Origin of the sequence: Streptomyces decoyicus (genome assembly GCF_019880305.1) — a bacterium.
Taxonomy (GTDB): domain Bacteria; phylum Actinomycetota; class Actinomycetes; order Streptomycetales; family Streptomycetaceae; genus Streptomyces; species Streptomyces decoyicus.
In genome coordinates, this window is sequence record NZ_CP082301.1 from 7,027,606 (window position 1) to 7,041,835 (window position 14,230).

Consider the following 14,230-nt stretch of genomic DNA (forward strand, 5'->3'; position numbering starts at 1 on the left):
ACGGCAGAAAAGCGACGACAGGGGGAGGGGCGGCGAAGCAGGGACAGCAGAGAGCGACGACAGGGAGGGACGGCAGGGAGGGACGGCAAAGAGGGGCCGCAGACGGGGACGACAGCGAGGGGGCGGGCGGGGCGACAATGGCCAGGTGCCAGCCGCCAAGAAGAAGACGACGACCGCGAACGCGTCACCGGAGCGCCGCCGCGAACTGCTCAACATCGCGGCGGAGGTATTCGCCGCACACGGCTACAACGCCACCACCGTCCGCCGTATCGCGGACGAGGCCGGAATGCTCGCGGGCAGCCTCTACTACCACTTCGATTCCAAGGAATCGATGCTGGACGAGATCCTGTCCAGCTTTCTGACCGAGCTGTGGGACGGCTATGACGCCGTACTCGCCGCCGGACTCGGGCCCAGAGAGACCATCGAAGCCCTGGTCACCGAGTCCTTCCGGGAGATCGACCGGCATCGCGCGGCCGTCGCCATCTACCAGAAGGAGTCCAAGCACCTCGCCACCCAGCCTCGTTTCGGCTATCTCGCCGACTCCCAGCAGAAGTTCGAGAAGGCCTGGCTGGGCACCCTGGAACGGGGCGTGGCCGACGGGGTCTTCCGCGCCGACCTCGACATCCGGCTCACCTACCGCTTCGTCCGCGACACCGTCTGGGTCGCGGCGAGCTGGTACCGGCCGGGAGGACAGCACAGCCCCGAGGAGATCGCCCGCCAGTACCTCTCGATGGTGCTGGACGGCATCGCCGTACGCGTCTGACCCCGCGCCGGCAGGAGGCGGCGGTCTCCGCACCCTCGAGGTGCGGTGCCCTACCGTCGGCGGCCGCTCAGCAGGAAGTGTTCTTCACATACAGGGCTCGCGGCGCCCAGGTCGTGCCGTAGCGGATGTCCTTTGTCGCACCCTTGGGCAGTCTGCCGTGGGGGTCGCGCTGATGCGGGACGACGATGGTGAAGCATGCGGTCCGCCGGGAGCACAGATTGGTCAGCCGGAAGTAGCGGTGGTGGCCCTTGTTGAAGTGCTTCCGCACCACGACGCAGTGCGGGGCCCGCTCGGCGGCCGCCGCGGACGAGGCGCCGGCCAGTGTCAGAGAGGCACTGCACGCCACCGTTGCCAGTGCTATGGCCATGATCTTCCGCACGTGATCTCCCCCGTTGGAAACTCGGATCCCCCGCGAAGCCCACTCCGGGTTCGCACGTTCATTCCCCATTGTCCATACAAGCTCAGGGGAAATCAGCCCCGGGGGCCACACAGGGACACAAGCGCGACACAAGCGCGGCCGTTTCGGAATGGGGCCGGGTGGGCAGGGCGCGGCCGGGCCGCCGGTCCGGGCGGGGCGAATCGGCCCGGCGACCTACAGCTCATCGCCCCGCCCGTAGTGCAGCGCGCGACGGGTCAGCCCCGCCAGGTCCTCCGGTATGCCCTGCCATGCCCAGTGCTCCATGGCGATCGCCCCGGCACTGTCGTCACCCCCTGACCGAGCCCATGCTCGCCAACGCCGAGATCCGCAAGATCGTCGACGCGACCGTCCCATGCCGCTGCACGATCACGCACACCCGAGCAGGTCGCCCCCCACCTCGCTCGGCTGGTCTCCCCCGAGACGGAGAACGCGCACGTCACCGGCCAGACCGTCTTCCTCGACGGTGGCGCGGCCACCCTCCTCCGAGGTCGCGGCGCCTGGTAGCCGCAGTCGCCCCAAGGCTCCTGAAGGCGAACCCGGTAACGGGCTACCCGCGCCAGGCCGCTCCCGTTGTGCCTGCCGCCTGCCGCCTGCCGCCTGCCGCCTGCCGCCTGCCGCCTGCCGCCTGCCGCCTGCCGCCTGCCGCCTGCCGCCTGCCGCCTGCCGCCTGCCGCCTGCCGCCTGCCGCCTGCCGCCTGCCGCCTGCCGCCTGCCGCCTGCCGCCTGCCGCCTGCCGCCTGCCGCCTGCCGCCTGCCGCCTGCCGCCTGCCGGTGGCCGGCGGCCGGGTGGTGTGGCCGGGTGGTGGCCGGCGATGGGTGACTGCCCGTGGTTCGGTGTCTAGTGGCGGCCGATGTTTCGGCTTGCGTGGAGTGTCACTCGTCGGCAGACGGGCGTGCCGTCACCACTCGCAGTCCTCGGTCCGCGAATTCACGGCGGGTTGCCTCCTTCGCTCCGTTGTCCGTGATGAACGTGTCAAAGACATCCGCGTGGCCGACCCGGGCGAAGCAGCGCTCGCCGATCTTCGATGAGTCCGCGACGACCACGGCACGCCGGGCGCGCTCGGCCATGAGGCGGTTGACCCGGGCCTCCGCTTCGTCGTGCACCGTGGCTCCCATCAGCGGGTCCATACCGTTGGCGCCGATGAACGCGATGTCGATGGAGATCTGCTGGAGCACCAACTCGCTGAACGGTCCCACCAGTTCGAACGACCGGGAGTGTGCCACCCCGCCGGTGAGCACGATCTTGATCTGCGGCCGTACGGCCAGCTCATTGGCGATGTTGAGGGAGTTGGTGACAATCGTCAGATGCGGTTGCGGGCCGGCCTCCGCGAAGTCCGGGCGGGTGGCAAGCACCCGGGCGATCGCCGTGGTCGTCGTCCCGCCACTGAGCCCGACCACATCACCCCGCTCGACCAGCTTCGCCGCGGCCTTTGCCACGGCCTCCTTCTCCTCCGACCGGTGGGCATGCTTGTAGCGGATCGGCAGGTCGTACGCCACGGAGCTGAGTACCGCCCCGCCCCGGGTGCGGGTCAGCAACTGCTGCTCGGCCAGGGCGTCCATGTCGCGCCGCATCGTGGCGGCCGAGACCTCCAACTCGGTCGCCGCCTCCTCGACGTCCACCCGGCCCCGGTCCCCGAGCAGCTCGAGCAGTGCGTTCATCCGTTCATGGCGCTTCATAACGCGAGCCTAATTCGTCCCAGCCGGCCACGGTGACGCGCGGTAGGCACCCTCGTACTCCACCGTGGCGGACCATCCCGACCGCTGCGGCGAAGCGCCGCCGGGAGGGTCGTCGCGGGCCGCTGTCTCACCCCCGGGCGGGCGCCTGGGCCGCGTACTGGCCCGGCACCGTCGCCGGAGTGCCCAGCACGTCCAGCAGTCTCGCCGCTTCCTCGGCCACCGCCTCCCGGGCGGGTTTGAGGTACTTCCGGGAGTCGACGAGCGACGGGTCGGCGCCCAGTGTGTGCCGTATCGAGCGGGTGAAGACGGAGACCAGATGAGTGGAGATATTGATCTTCGTCATTCCGGCGGCGATGGCCCGCCGCAGCTCGTCGTCCGGCACCCCCGAGGAGCCGTGGAGTACCAGCGGCACCGGCAGAGCGGTGTGCAGCGCCGCGATGAGGTCCTTGTCCAGTACGGCCGTGCGTTCATGCATCGCATGTGAGGAACCAACGGCCACGGCGAGGGCGTCCACACCTGTCGCGCGGACAAAGGCCAGGGCCTCGTCCGGGTCCGTGCGGGCCCCTGGCGCATGGACGCCGTCCTTGCCGCCGACCTCGCCGAGTTCCGCCTCGACGTAGGCGCCACGGTCATGGCACCAGGTGGTGAGTTCGGCGGTGGTCGCCACGTTCTCCTCGTAGGGAAGAGCGGAGGCATCCACCATGACGGAACCCACCCCGGCGGTGATGCCCTGGTGGACCAGCTCCGCATCGGTGATGTGGTCGAGGTGCACCGCGATCGGGGCCGTCGAGCCCTCGGCGAGGGCAAGGGTGGCGCGGGTGAGGGGCAGCAGACTGCCGTGGTAGCGGATGCAGTTCTCGCTGATCTGAAGGATCAGCGGGATGTCCGTGCGCTCGGCGGCGGTGACGAGCGCCTCGGCGGTCTCCAGATGGATGACGTTGAAGGCCGCGGCACCGACCCGCGCCTCACGCGCGGCGTCGACGATCGATGAGGTCGGAACGAGGGGCATGGGACGCTGACTCCCTTGCGGGCAGGGCGGGTTGACGTGGAGTAGGCGGGGCTCTACGAGGCGGCCGGCGCCTCGAGCATCACCGAACGGGTCAGGCTGCGGGGGTTGTCAGGGTCCAGGCCGCGGGCGCGGGCCCGCTCCAGCGCCACCCGCTGGACCAGCACCAGATCGGCCAGCGGATCGCGCGCATGGCGCACGAAGCGCGCACCGGTCCGCAGTACATCGGCCTCCAGCCCCTCCGGTGCCTGACCGAACAGCCAGGTCACCCGGCCGGGTGCGGCTATCGCGATCGGGCCGTGGCGGTACTCCATAGCGGGGTAGGACTCCGTCCAACTCTGCGACGCCTCACGCATCTTGAGCGCCGCCTCATTGGCCAGGCCGAATGTCCAGCCCGTGCCGAGGAAGGAGAACTGCTCGGCGTCCACCCACTCCTTCTCCACCGGCGCGGCCAGCGCCTCCTCCGCATCGGTCACCGCCCGGGAGATGTCCTCGCCCAGATGCGCGCGCAGCAGCGTCAGCGCCGTGGTGGCGAAGCGGGTCTGCACCACCGACTTCTCGTCGGCGAACGGAAGCGCGACCGTCTCGTCGGAGACCGCCACCGCCGGCGTCCCTGGGTCACCGATGAGGGTCACCGTCGGAATGCGCCCCTTGACGGCGTCGAGTACGCGCAGCACCTCGGTCGTGGTGCCGGACCGGGTGATCGCCACCACCGCGTCGTAGCCGCGGGCGCTGCCGAGGAACGCCTCGGAGGCGGCGAAGGGGTCCGTCACCCCCTGTCCTGCCGCCTCCCGAAGCGCCGCATACGACTGCGCCATGAACCATGAGGTGCCGCAGCCGACGACGGCGACGCGCTGTCCGGCCTTGGGCAGCAGACTTGTCGCCGCCCCGATCCGCGCCGCTTCCCGCCAGGTCTCCGGCTGGCTGTGCAGCTCCTGCTCCATGTACGAGATCTCGCTCATGGCCCGCCCTCCCGTGCTGTGCATCTGATCGATCGTGCTGCGTGAAACTGCAATATTCGAGTTCGTTGCAATCGACTGTACGCAGAAAGTTGAGACCTTTCCATCGCTCGTACGAGTGGATGCGCCAGAGGGGAGAGGTGGAGCGGTGGCCTGCTAGGAGCTCGTTTTGCTGCTTGTCCAGGCTGGATGCGGGCCGGGGCGGTGTGGCGGCGGGACGGCGGAGGTGCAGAAAGAAAGTGTTGACAGCTGCGTGAAAGTCGCCGAATACTCGCAAGATCAGTCACGCAGGTTCAGTCATGCAGCAAGGCCCGCTCCGCCGCACAAAGGACTCCCCATGTCCATTGCCACGCTCTCCGCGACGCCCCCGCCGCCGTCATCCAAGACCGCACACCGCACCGGCAGGCTGTTCGCGCTCACCGGCGCCGTCGTCGGCGTCATCTACGGCTATGACACCGGCAGCATTTCCGGTGCCCTGGTGTTCCTGAGCAAGGACTTCCATCTCACCGAGGCCGAAAAAGGCCTGGTCAACAGCATTCTGGTAGGCGGCTCCATCCTCGGCGCGATGATCGGCGGCAAGCTCGCCGACGCCCTGGGCCGCAAGGCCGCGATGCTGATCGTCGCCGGCTCGTACGCCGTCTTCGTCGGACTCTCCGCCCTCGCGCCCAACGTTGTCGTGCTGGACGTCGTGCGCTTCCTGCTCGGCATCGCCATCGGCATCTCGATCGTCGCGGCTCCGCTCTACGTCGCGGAATCGACCCCGGCACGCATCCGCGGAGCCTCCGTCGCCGCCTACCAAGTGGCCACGGTCGCGGGCATCGTCATCACGTACTTCGTCAACTGGGGCCTGTCCGGCGGCGGCCACTGGCGCTGGATGCTCGGCCTCTCCGCGATCCCCGCCGCACTCGTCCTGATCCCGCTGCTCAGGTTGCCGGACACCCCGCGCTGGTACGTCCTCAAGGGGCAGACGGAACGAGCCGTCGAGGTCATGGCCATGACCGACCCGGAGGTCGATCCGCGCACCGAGGTCGCGGCGGTGGGGGCCGCGCTCGCCGAGGAGAGCGGTGGGTCGGCGCGCTCCTTGCTGCGCAAGCCGTACGCCCGGGCCGCCCTCTTCGTCGTCGGCCTCGGATTCTTCTGCCAGATCACCGGCATCAACGCCGTGACGTACTACAGTCCGCAGATCTTCGAGGAGATGGGTTTCACCGGCAGCGGTCAGAACTTCCTGCTGCCGTCCTTCGTCCAGCTCGCCTCGCTGGCCGCGACGGTGCTCGCCATTCTCGTCATCGACCGACTGGGCCGTCGGGTGGTGCTGCTCAGCGGTATCGGCACGATGGTCGTGATGCTCGCCGTCCTGACGGCGGTCTTCAGTACGGGCGAGCTGCACGGCGCTACGACCTGGGTGGGCTTCGCCGCCATCCTGCTGTTCACCGCGGCCTTCAACTTCGGCTTCGGATCGCTGATCTGGGTCTATGCGAGCGAGGCGTTCCCCGCCCAGCTGCGCTCGACCGGGGCTTCGGTGATGCTCACCGCCGACCTGGTCGCCAATCTCCTGATCGCCCAGTTCTTCCCCTCCCTGATGGCCTGGGCGGGTGCGGCCCGGACCTTCGCGGGCCTGGGCGTCCTCGCGCTCGCCGCACTGGTCTTCGCCGCCGTCACCGCGCCCGAGACCAAGGGGCGTCAGTTGGAGGAGATCCAGGGCTACTGGCGCAACGGGGGGCGCTGGCCCGCGTCGCCGGCTCCGGTACGTCCCGGCACGCTCAGTGGTTCAGCGGTGCCGCCGACCACGACTTCGTAGCCGCGGGGGCAGATGACCCACTGACGGAGGGGATGCCGAGTGCTCCCGCGCCGGGCGTCCAGAGCGGGGCCTGTGCGGTGACACATGCATCGAAGCTGCTGCCCGGACTGCTGGATCGCCGGCGGTCCGGGCCGGAGGGACGGTGCCTCAGGAGGGCAGCTGTTCCCGGTACTGCTCCAGAGCCGGCGCGGTCGTCGTTGCCACGAACTCCGTGATCCGGTACTCACACACCCCGGCGACGGTGAACGGGTCCTCGGCCACGATCCGCTCGATCGTCGCACGGTCCGTCCCGGCAGCGAGGATCACGCCCCCGTCACGCGGGACCTTGCGGCCCGCGGCGATGAAGTGCCCGGCGGCGTACTGCTTCTGAAGCCACTCCACATGCTCCGGAAGGACGGCGTCGACGCGTTCGAGGGGCGCGGTATAAGTCAGTTCCAGTACGAACATAGCTGCAATATAGACGAGGCGTCCGACGGGAGCGTGGCCTCCTCCTGGAGACGAATGCGCAGGCCAGGGTGGAGGCGCGAGGTGCCTCGCCGGTTGCCGGCGCAATCGCCTCCGGGAGCGCCCTGAAGTCCCGGAAGCGTCGCGGGCACGGTGCCAGGACGCACCGGTCACGCTGCGGGCAGGTCCGGGCGGCGCCGCCCGTGCCGTGTCGCGCTCTCGTAGGCATGGCCGGCCCGGAGGACGGCGAGATCCGCGCGCGGGGCCCCGATGAACTGCATCCCCACGGGCAGGCCGCCCGGCGTGAATCCCGCGGGAACCGAAAGGGCGGGCACGCCGAGGACGGAGACGAGGTAGGCGGACCGCATCCAGTCCAGATATGAGTGGGTGGGCCGGCCCGCGACCTCCCGCGGATACTCCAGCTCCGCGTCGAACGGCGTGACTTGGCTGACGGGGGCGAGGAGCAGGTCGTACCGGGAGAAGAAGTCCAGCACGCCGAGGTACAGCCGGCTGCGGGTCGCGGTGGCGGTGTTGAGGTCGGCCACGGTCAGCCGGCGGCCCTGCTCGATGTTCTGGACGATGCTGGGCTTGAGGGCCTGCCGGTCGGAGTCGAGCAGACCGCCGAGCGCGAGGTCGAAGCTGTGCGCCCGCAGCGTACGGAAGGTTTCGTCGGCCCCTGTGAGGTCCGGGCAGGCGGTGTCGACACGGCAGCCGAGCTCCTCCAGCACCCTCAACTGGGGCTCCAATACGGCTAGTACGTCCGGGTCGGCCGGCGCGCGTCCCCCGAAGTCGGGTGTCCAGGCGATACGAAGCCCGCGCAACTCGCGGTCGAGCGGCACACGGAAGGCCTCGCCGGGCGTCTCCAGGCCGATGGGGCAGCGTGGATCCGGACCTGCCATCGCCGACAGCAACAGCGCGGTGTCGGCAACGGTCCGCCCCATGGGGCCGGGGACCGACAGGGTGTCCCACAGATTGCCGCCGGGGTGCCGGGGGACGCGTCCGGGCGTGGGTCGCAGCCCGACCACGTTGCAGAAGGACGCCGGGTTGCGCAGTGAGCCGCCCATGTCGCTGCCGTCGGCGAGGGGTTGCATCCCGGCAGCGAGCGCCGCGGCGGCGCCTCCACTGCTGCCGCCGGCCGAGCGCGTGGTGTCGTAGGGGTTGCGCGTGGTGCCGAAGACCGGGTTGAAGGTGTGCGAACCGGCGGCGAATTCGGGGACGTTGGTCTTGCCGAGCCGGATGGCGCCGGCCCGTTGGAGCCGTTCGACGAGCAGATCGTCCTCATCGGGGATGTGGTCGGCGAAGAGCGGTGAGCCGTGTGTGGTGCGCATACCGCGGGTGAGGTGAGTGTCCTTGAACGCGATCGGGAGGCCGTGCAAGGGCGGGACGGGGGCGCCCCGGACGAGGCGCTCGTCGGCGCGCGCGGCGGCGGCGAGTGCGCCCTGGGGATCGAGGGTGACGATGGCGTTGACGGCCACATTGACCTGTTCGATGCGGTCCAGATGCGCCTGGACGACCTCCCGGGCGGAGAGGTCGCGGCGCCGCAACCGGGCGGCGAGGTCGGTGGCGTCGAGCTGATGGAGCGCGTCGGGCATGAAGACCTCGGAAGGGTTCAGGGAGGTGACGTGGCGGTGGCGGTGAACGAGGGGCCCTCTTGTCACCTGCCCTCGTCCGCCTCGGTGGCACCGCCCGCATGGTCATCGGGGTCCGGTTCCGGTCTCACCACGGTACCCAGCGCCACTGACAGCGAGCCGTGGGCCGAACTGACAGCGCACCATCAGCCGATCCGCCCGGCCAGGGCTCGCTCACCGGTTCGGTAGCGTGGTGGGCACCATGGACACTCCCGGAACGATCTCCTGCGACGACGAACTGCGGCACTGGCCGGCCGACGAAGACCAGGCACGCGCGGTCCAGGACCGGTTGCGGCCCTGCGTGCGGCTCGATGAATCCGGGCCGGAACCGGGGTTCGAGGGCACCGTGGTCGGGGTGGATGTCGCCTACGACGACGCACGTGATGTCGTCGCCGCTGCCGCCGTCGCCCTGGACGCCCGTACGCGTGCCGTCGTCGACGAGGCCACCGCCGTCGGGCAGGTCTCCTTCCCGTACGTCCCCGGACTGCTCGCTTTCCGCGAGATTCCCACCGTGCTCGACGCGCTCGCCCGTCTCACCCGCACCCCTGGCCTCGTGGTCTGCGACGGATACGGGCTGGCGCACCCGCGGCGCTTCGGGCTCGCCAGCCATCTGGGGGTGCTGACCGGGCTGCCCACCATCGGCGTCGCCAAGAACCCCTTCACCTTCCGGTACGAACCTCCCGGGCCGGACCGCGGCGCCACCTCGCCTCTTCTGGACGGTGCCGAGGAGGTGGGACGTGCGCTGCGGACCCAAAAGGGCGTCAAGCCGGTCTTCGTTTCCGTCGGGCACCGCATCGACCTCGACCGGGCCTGTGCGCATACGCTCCACCTGGCGGCCGCCTACCGGCTCCCCGAGACGACCCGGGCCGCGGACTCGCTGTGCCGGAGGGCACTCGCGAGCGCCTGACGGCAAGAACGGCAAGACCGGGATGCGGACCCGCGCGACCGGGGCGAAGAACCGGGCTACTCCTGGACGAGGCGGAACGTGATGCCCGCATCCTGGAGGCGCGCCGTCAGCGCGTCCCCCATGGCGACCGCGGTCGTCACCTGGCCGGCGGTCTCCGGCAGGTCGTCGAAGGCCAGGCTGAGCGCCGACTCGGCGAGCATCTTCGCCGTCTCGTCGTAGCCGGGGTCACCGCCCGAGACCTCGGTGATCACGCGTTTGCCGCCGCCGGAGGCGACGAAGCGCACCTTGAACCAGCTGCGCGCACGCCGCTCGGGGCTCGGCCCGTCGCCCGGCTCCAGCCGCCGCGACAACCAGCGCCGCGCGGACGGCACCTGGGCGAGTACGGACAGGGCCCCGGCTCCCAGCGCCCCGCCGACCGCGATCGGCAGCCGCCGTACGCCCGCGTAGTGGCGATAGCGGAAGTCGGGCCCGTAGCGGTCCAGCGCGGCGGCCGAGCGGGCGATGATCTGCGGGTCGAGGGTCGGCAACGGCACACCCCAGGTGCGCGTCTCGCCACTCCGGAGTGGCGGGCCGAACGGTGCCCGCACCGTACGGCCGGCCGGTCGCGGTTCGGTCCGCTGCCGCTCGCGGGCGGCCCGCACCATGGCGACCGGGCGCGAGGCGACGTTCAGTGCGGAGGCCAGGGTGCCGCCGGAGAACGCCGCATTGGTGCGTACGAAACCGTCGATGCGTACGGGGACGCCTTCGGGGAGGAGCCCCACCGTGAAGAGCACTCCCAGGTCGTGCGGGACGGAGTCGAATCCGGCGGCGTGTACGAGGCGCGCACCGGAGGCGCGGGCCGTCGCGTCGTGGCGCACATACATCCGGTCGATGAACTCCGACTCACCGGTCAGGTCGGCATAGTCGGTGCCGGCCGCGGCGCAGGCCGCGACCAACGGCTCCCCATGGATCAGGTACGGGCCGACGGTCGTCACCAGCACCCGGGTATCGGCGGCGAGGGCGCGCAGCGAGTCGGGGTCGCCGCTGTCGGCCCGCAGCAGCGGCAGCTCGGCGCAGGCGGGATCGGCCTTCGTCAGCCGGTCGCGCAGCTGCTCCAGTTTGGCGATGTTGCGCCCGGCCAGCGCCCAGCGGCAGCCCTGAGGGACGTGTGCGGCCAGATAGGCGGCGGTGAGTGCGCCCGCGAAACCGGTCGCACCGTAGAGGACGAGGTCATAGGACCGTTCGGAGGTGTCCTGCCGTCGCATCGCGCGTCCTCTCGACCGCTCACTGGGCATGGAGTCAGGACCTTAGGCAGCGGCTGTCGCCCCGTCAACGTCCGGTCCTGGCGGCTGCGCTGGCCATCCCCCGTGGGGACAGGGAGTGTGCAGGCAGTCTTGACAGGGCGTCGCAGCCGGTCCAGATTCACCGTTGGCACCGATGACATAGGACGTCCCATGTCTGGAACGCCTCGGCCGTCTCCCCGCGGCCGCCCCTCGACGACGCCGTGAAACGAACCGTCCGCCGACTGCTGGAGGAGGCCGGGTAGCCGTGACAACGCGTCCCGCGGGCACCCCTGACCGGACCCGGAACTGGTGGCAGGAAGTCACCCCGGGCCAGTGGAAGGCGATGTTCGCCGCCTGGATCGGCTATCTCCTCGACGGCTTCGACTTTGTCCTGATCACGCTCGTGCTGACCGAAATCGCCGACGACTTCCACCTGAGCACCGCCACCGCCGCTTCGCTGATCTCCGGCGCCTTCATCACCCGCTGGCTGGGCGGTGCCGTCCTGGGCGCGATGGGTGACCGCTACGGCCGCAAGACCGCCATGATCACCAGCATCCTGCTCTACTCGCTCGGTACCTTCGCCTGCGGTTTCGCCTGGGGCTACACCAGCCTGTTCGTCGCCCGGCTGGTGATCGGTCTGGGGATGGCGGGGGAGTACAGCGCCAGTGTGACGTATGTGCTGGAGAGCTGGCCCACCCGATGGCGCAACCGGGCCTCCGGATTCCTGATCTCCGGTTACGCGGGCGGCACCGTCCTCGCGGCCGAGCTCTACAAGTGGGTGGTGCCCCACTGGGGCTGGCGCTGGATGTTCTGGATAGGTGTACTGCCCGTCCTGGTCGCCCTCTGGGTGCGCAGATCGCTGCCCGAGGCCGGCGACTGGCAGAAGCAGGTCGGCGCCGCCACCCGTGAGGAAGGGGAACGGCCCAACCCTTTCCGGCCGTTGTTCACCGGCCGCATACGGGCCTGGGCCAACGTGCTCCTGGCGGCGGTCGCCTCGACCGCGCTGTTCTGCGTCTTCACGCCCGTGGGGGCGGGGTCCGTGCCATGGCTGTCGGTCGTCGCCGCGCTGTGTCTGATCGCGTTCGCCGCGCAGCTCGGCGGCCGGCGCGGATGGCTGCTGTACCTGTCCCTGATGGCGACGGTGTTCTGCGCCTTCCTCTACAGCTGGCCGATCCAGGCCCTGCTGCCCACGTACCTGAAGACCGACCTCGGGTATACCCCGGGGCAGGTCACCGACGTGATGTTCTACGCGGGCTTCGGCACCATGGCGGGCTGTTGGCTGGCGGGCTTCGTCGGCGACCGGCTCGGTACCCGCCGGGCCTATGCGGGCACCCTGCTCGCCTCGCTCGCCTTCGTCTTCCCCGTCTTCGCGGTGCGGGACAGCCTGCCGGCGCTCGGCGTGCTGGTCTTCGGGCTGCTCGCGCTCAGCCAGGGCATCTCCGGCATCCTGCCGAAGTACCTTGCCGGCCACTTCCCGACCGCCACCCGCGCCGCCTCACTGGGCTTCGTCTACAACGTCGGGGCTCTGGGCGGGGCGGTCGCGCCCGTCCTCGGAGCGCATCTGGCCGAGGGCATGTCGCTGGGGCGGGCACTGGCCGTGCTCACCTTCGGGCTGACGCTCGTGGTCGTCATCCTGGTGGGCGGCAATGTCCCCCGGCGGCTCGGCCGGCTTGTGGACCGCCAGGCGCCCGACGACCACCTTGTGCCGGAGGCCGGGGGAGCGGGGGCCCTGCCCGGGGAGGCGGCGCGTGGCTCCGCTGCCGGGAAGGTGTCGCCGGGCTCGGCGTAGCGGGGCTTCACCGGGCGGCCGGTACCGATCGGTTATGGACCCCGGGCCGGGCCGTAACGTGACGTCTCCGGCCCCTGGGGACAGCACGGGTAGCCGCGGGCCGTCCGGGCGGCGCGCCAGCCGTTCGCACACGGCGTGGCAGCCGTTCTCACACGGTGAGGCAGCCGTTCTCACTCCGTACTGTCGTCCTGCCGCCCGAGGGCCACCCCGCGCACCCCTGCCAGCTCGGACAGCGTCTCGACCAGAGGGTGTGCGGCCGCGGCCCCTCCAGACGGAGCAACACCTCGGCCGGATCGCCTGCCCTGTCCGTGCCGGTCTCCACCTGGACCTCGGTCACCTGGAAGCCGCTGCCGGTGCATATCTCCAACATCCGCCCCAGCACTCCCTGTTGCGAGTGGTAGCTGATGCGCAGTTCTATACGGGCGTAGGACGGCCGCGAGGCAAGGAGGTCCGACACCTTCGAGAAGCCGCGGACGACGAGGAAGTGCACCGCCGTCGCGCCGAGGGCCAGCAGGGGCAGTCCACCGCCGCAGGCCACGCCGATGGCGCAGGTCAGCCAGATGGTGGCGGCCGTCGTCAGCCCTCGGACCGCGTCCTTCCTGACGAATATCAGGCCGCCGCCGATGAAGCCGATGCCCGAGACGACCTGCGCGGCGACCCGAGACGGGTCGAGCGCCACGCCGTCCGTGCCCAGCAACGAGCTGAAGCCGTGGACCGACACCTCCATGAACAGCGCGCTGCCCACACCGACGAGTGTGTGCGTGCGCAGGCCGGCGCTCTTCTGTCTCGCCTCGCGCTCCAGGCCGATCAGTGAGGACAGCAGCAGCGCTATCGCCAGTTCGGTGAACTGGCGCAGCCCCTGACCGCTGTGGAAGTCGAACAGTGCGGCGGCGAGTTGCGGGGCGGACATGCCGGCCATTGTCCCTCGGTCGGCCTGGCGTCCGGCGCTCCGCGGGCCGTTGTCAGTGGTCGCCGTTAGCGTGGAATGCGTAGGGCGGCCTGCGCGGGACGAGCGTGGCGCCGGGCGGCATCGCGGGTGGTGCCGCAGGGGGACGGACGTGGAGGAGCGCATGGCGAAGGCGGCGGAACCGGCGGCGGTGCGGGAGCGGGTGCGCGCGTTCGCGCTGGGGCTTCCCGGGGCCGTGGAGGAGTTCCCCTGGGGTGAGAGCGTCATCAAGGTCAACAAGAAGGTCTTCGTCTTCCTCGGTGTCGGCGACGGCAGCTATCCGCCCGGGGTCACGCTGAAGCTGAAGGACCCAGAGGCGCATGCCCATGCGCTGACCTCGCCCGGCGCCGGGCCCGCGGGTTATGGCCTGGGGAAGTCCGGGTGGGTGCGGGTCCCCCTCGCGGAGCAAGGTGCTCCGCCGGCCGAGCTGCTCTGCGACTGGGCGGAGGAGTCCTATCGCGTCATAGCCCCCAAGAAGCTCATCGCCGAGCTCGACGGGGGATAGCGGCGCAGCGGCAGCAGGCGCGCAAAGGCCCGTGACGGCGATGACAGTTGGGCATCGCCGGCGCGGGCTTTTTCCGCTGCTGCCACTTGGCACGGGGGGCTTGTGGAAAATGGAACACGTTCTTAACA

General features: G+C 70.4%; 12 protein-coding genes and 1 pseudogene. 5 read left to right on the forward strand and 8 right to left on the reverse strand.

Annotated elements, in window-relative coordinates; translation table 11 throughout:
* The first annotated feature begins 145 nt into the window (after positions 1–145).
* On the forward strand, positions 146–763 hold the full coding sequence (locus tag K7C20_RS30725) for a TetR/AcrR family transcriptional regulator (RefSeq protein ID WP_030086038.1): 618 nt from the start codon (positions 146–148) through the stop codon (positions 761–763).
* Positions 764–830: 67 nt separating this feature from the next.
* Here the strand turns inward: K7C20_RS30725 and K7C20_RS30730 are convergent, their stop codons facing one another.
* The 4 genes from K7C20_RS30730 to K7C20_RS30745 all read right to left on the reverse strand — a co-directional run bounded on the left by K7C20_RS30730 (position 831) and on the right by K7C20_RS30745 (position 4,826).
* Positions 831–1,142, reverse strand: a complete 312-nt coding sequence (locus tag K7C20_RS30730) for a hypothetical protein (RefSeq protein ID WP_030086037.1) — start codon at positions 1,140–1,142, stop codon at positions 831–833.
* A gap of 912 nt (positions 1,143–2,054) precedes the next feature.
* Complete coding sequence (locus tag K7C20_RS30735) at positions 2,055–2,858, reverse strand: DeoR/GlpR family DNA-binding transcription regulator (protein ID WP_030086036.1); 804 nt, start codon at positions 2,856–2,858, stop codon at positions 2,055–2,057.
* A gap of 127 nt (positions 2,859–2,985) precedes the next feature.
* Positions 2,986–3,867, reverse strand: a complete 882-nt coding sequence (locus K7C20_RS30740) for a class II fructose-bisphosphate aldolase (RefSeq protein ID WP_030086034.1) — start codon at positions 3,865–3,867, stop codon at positions 2,986–2,988.
* Positions 3,868–3,920: 53 nt separating this feature from the next.
* On the reverse strand, positions 3,921–4,826 hold the full coding sequence (locus K7C20_RS30745; protein ID WP_030086033.1) for an SIS domain-containing protein: 906 nt from the start codon (positions 4,824–4,826) through the stop codon (positions 3,921–3,923).
* A 334-nt stretch (positions 4,827–5,160) separates the two neighbouring features.
* Between K7C20_RS30745 and K7C20_RS30750 the strand changes: the two genes are divergently transcribed.
* Positions 5,161–6,621, forward strand: coding sequence for a sugar porter family MFS transporter (locus K7C20_RS30750; RefSeq protein ID WP_030086030.1), 1,461 nt, complete (start codon positions 5,161–5,163; stop codon positions 6,619–6,621).
* Between the two features lie 147 nt (positions 6,622–6,768).
* Here the strand turns inward: K7C20_RS30750 and K7C20_RS30755 are convergent, their stop codons facing one another.
* The gene (locus K7C20_RS30755) at positions 6,769–7,068 is read right to left on the reverse strand and encodes a YciI family protein (RefSeq protein ID WP_030086026.1); all 300 of its coding nucleotides are present in this window, start codon (positions 7,066–7,068) and stop codon (positions 6,769–6,771) included.
* Between the two features lie 167 nt (positions 7,069–7,235).
* Positions 7,236–8,657: an amidase gene (locus K7C20_RS30760; RefSeq protein WP_030086025.1), complete on the reverse strand. Its 1,422-nt coding sequence runs from the start codon at positions 8,655–8,657 to the stop codon at positions 7,236–7,238.
* A 238-nt stretch (positions 8,658–8,895) separates the two neighbouring features.
* Here K7C20_RS30760 and K7C20_RS30765 point away from each other — a divergent pair, with 238 nt between their 5' ends.
* Positions 8,896–9,600, forward strand: a complete 705-nt coding sequence (locus K7C20_RS30765) for an endonuclease V (RefSeq protein WP_048830001.1) — start codon at positions 8,896–8,898, stop codon at positions 9,598–9,600.
* Positions 9,601–9,656: 56 nt separating this feature from the next.
* On the opposite strand, the gene K7C20_RS30770 is transcribed toward K7C20_RS30765, so the two are convergent.
* Positions 9,657–10,844, reverse strand: coding sequence for a saccharopine dehydrogenase family protein (locus tag K7C20_RS30770; protein WP_053208569.1), 1,188 nt, complete (start codon positions 10,842–10,844; stop codon positions 9,657–9,659).
* Positions 10,845–11,205: 361 nt separating this feature from the next.
* On the opposite strand from K7C20_RS30770, the gene K7C20_RS30775 reads away from it, so the two are divergent.
* Positions 11,206–12,651 carry a sialate:H+ symport family MFS transporter gene (locus K7C20_RS30775; RefSeq protein WP_245170953.1) on the forward strand — a complete coding sequence of 482 codons (1,446 nt, stop codon included), beginning with the start codon at positions 11,206–11,208 and terminating at the stop codon, positions 12,649–12,651.
* 170 nt (positions 12,652–12,821) lie between these two features.
* Here K7C20_RS30775 and K7C20_RS30780 read toward each other — a convergent pair.
* A pseudogene (locus tag K7C20_RS30780) lies at positions 12,822–13,570 on the reverse strand (MgtC/SapB family protein).
* Between the two features lie 151 nt (positions 13,571–13,721).
* Between K7C20_RS30780 and K7C20_RS30785 the strand changes: the two are divergent.
* Positions 13,722–14,102, forward strand: a complete 381-nt coding sequence (locus tag K7C20_RS30785; RefSeq protein ID WP_030086019.1) for an MmcQ/YjbR family DNA-binding protein — start codon at positions 13,722–13,724, stop codon at positions 14,100–14,102.
* Positions 14,103–14,230 lie beyond the last annotated feature (128 nt).

Coding starts and splice junctions, on each gene's coding strand:
- K7C20_RS30755 (WP_030086026.1), bottom strand. CDS start 7,068: ATGTTCGTACTGGAACTGACTTATACCGCGCCCCTCGAACGCGTCGAC.
- K7C20_RS30740 (WP_030086034.1), bottom strand. CDS start 3,867: ATGCCCCTCGTTCCGACCTCATCGATCGTCGACGCCGCGCGTGAGGCG.
- K7C20_RS30760 (WP_030086025.1), bottom strand. CDS start 8,657: ATGCCCGACGCGCTCCATCAGCTCGACGCCACCGACCTCGCCGCCCGG.
- K7C20_RS30750 (WP_030086030.1), top strand. CDS start 5,161: ATGTCCATTGCCACGCTCTCCGCGACGCCCCCGCCGCCGTCATCCAAG.
- K7C20_RS30775 (WP_245170953.1), top strand. CDS start 11,206: ATGTTCGCCGCCTGGATCGGCTATCTCCTCGACGGCTTCGACTTTGTC.
- K7C20_RS30745 (WP_030086033.1), bottom strand. CDS start 4,826: ATGAGCGAGATCTCGTACATGGAGCAGGAGCTGCACAGCCAGCCGGAG.
- K7C20_RS30770 (WP_053208569.1), bottom strand. CDS start 10,844: ATGCGACGGCAGGACACCTCCGAACGGTCCTATGACCTCGTCCTCTAC.
- K7C20_RS30735 (WP_030086036.1), bottom strand. CDS start 2,858: ATGAAGCGCCATGAACGGATGAACGCACTGCTCGAGCTGCTCGGGGAC.
- K7C20_RS30765 (WP_048830001.1), top strand. CDS start 8,896: ATGGACACTCCCGGAACGATCTCCTGCGACGACGAACTGCGGCACTGG.
- K7C20_RS30785 (WP_030086019.1), top strand. CDS start 13,722: ATGGCGAAGGCGGCGGAACCGGCGGCGGTGCGGGAGCGGGTGCGCGCG.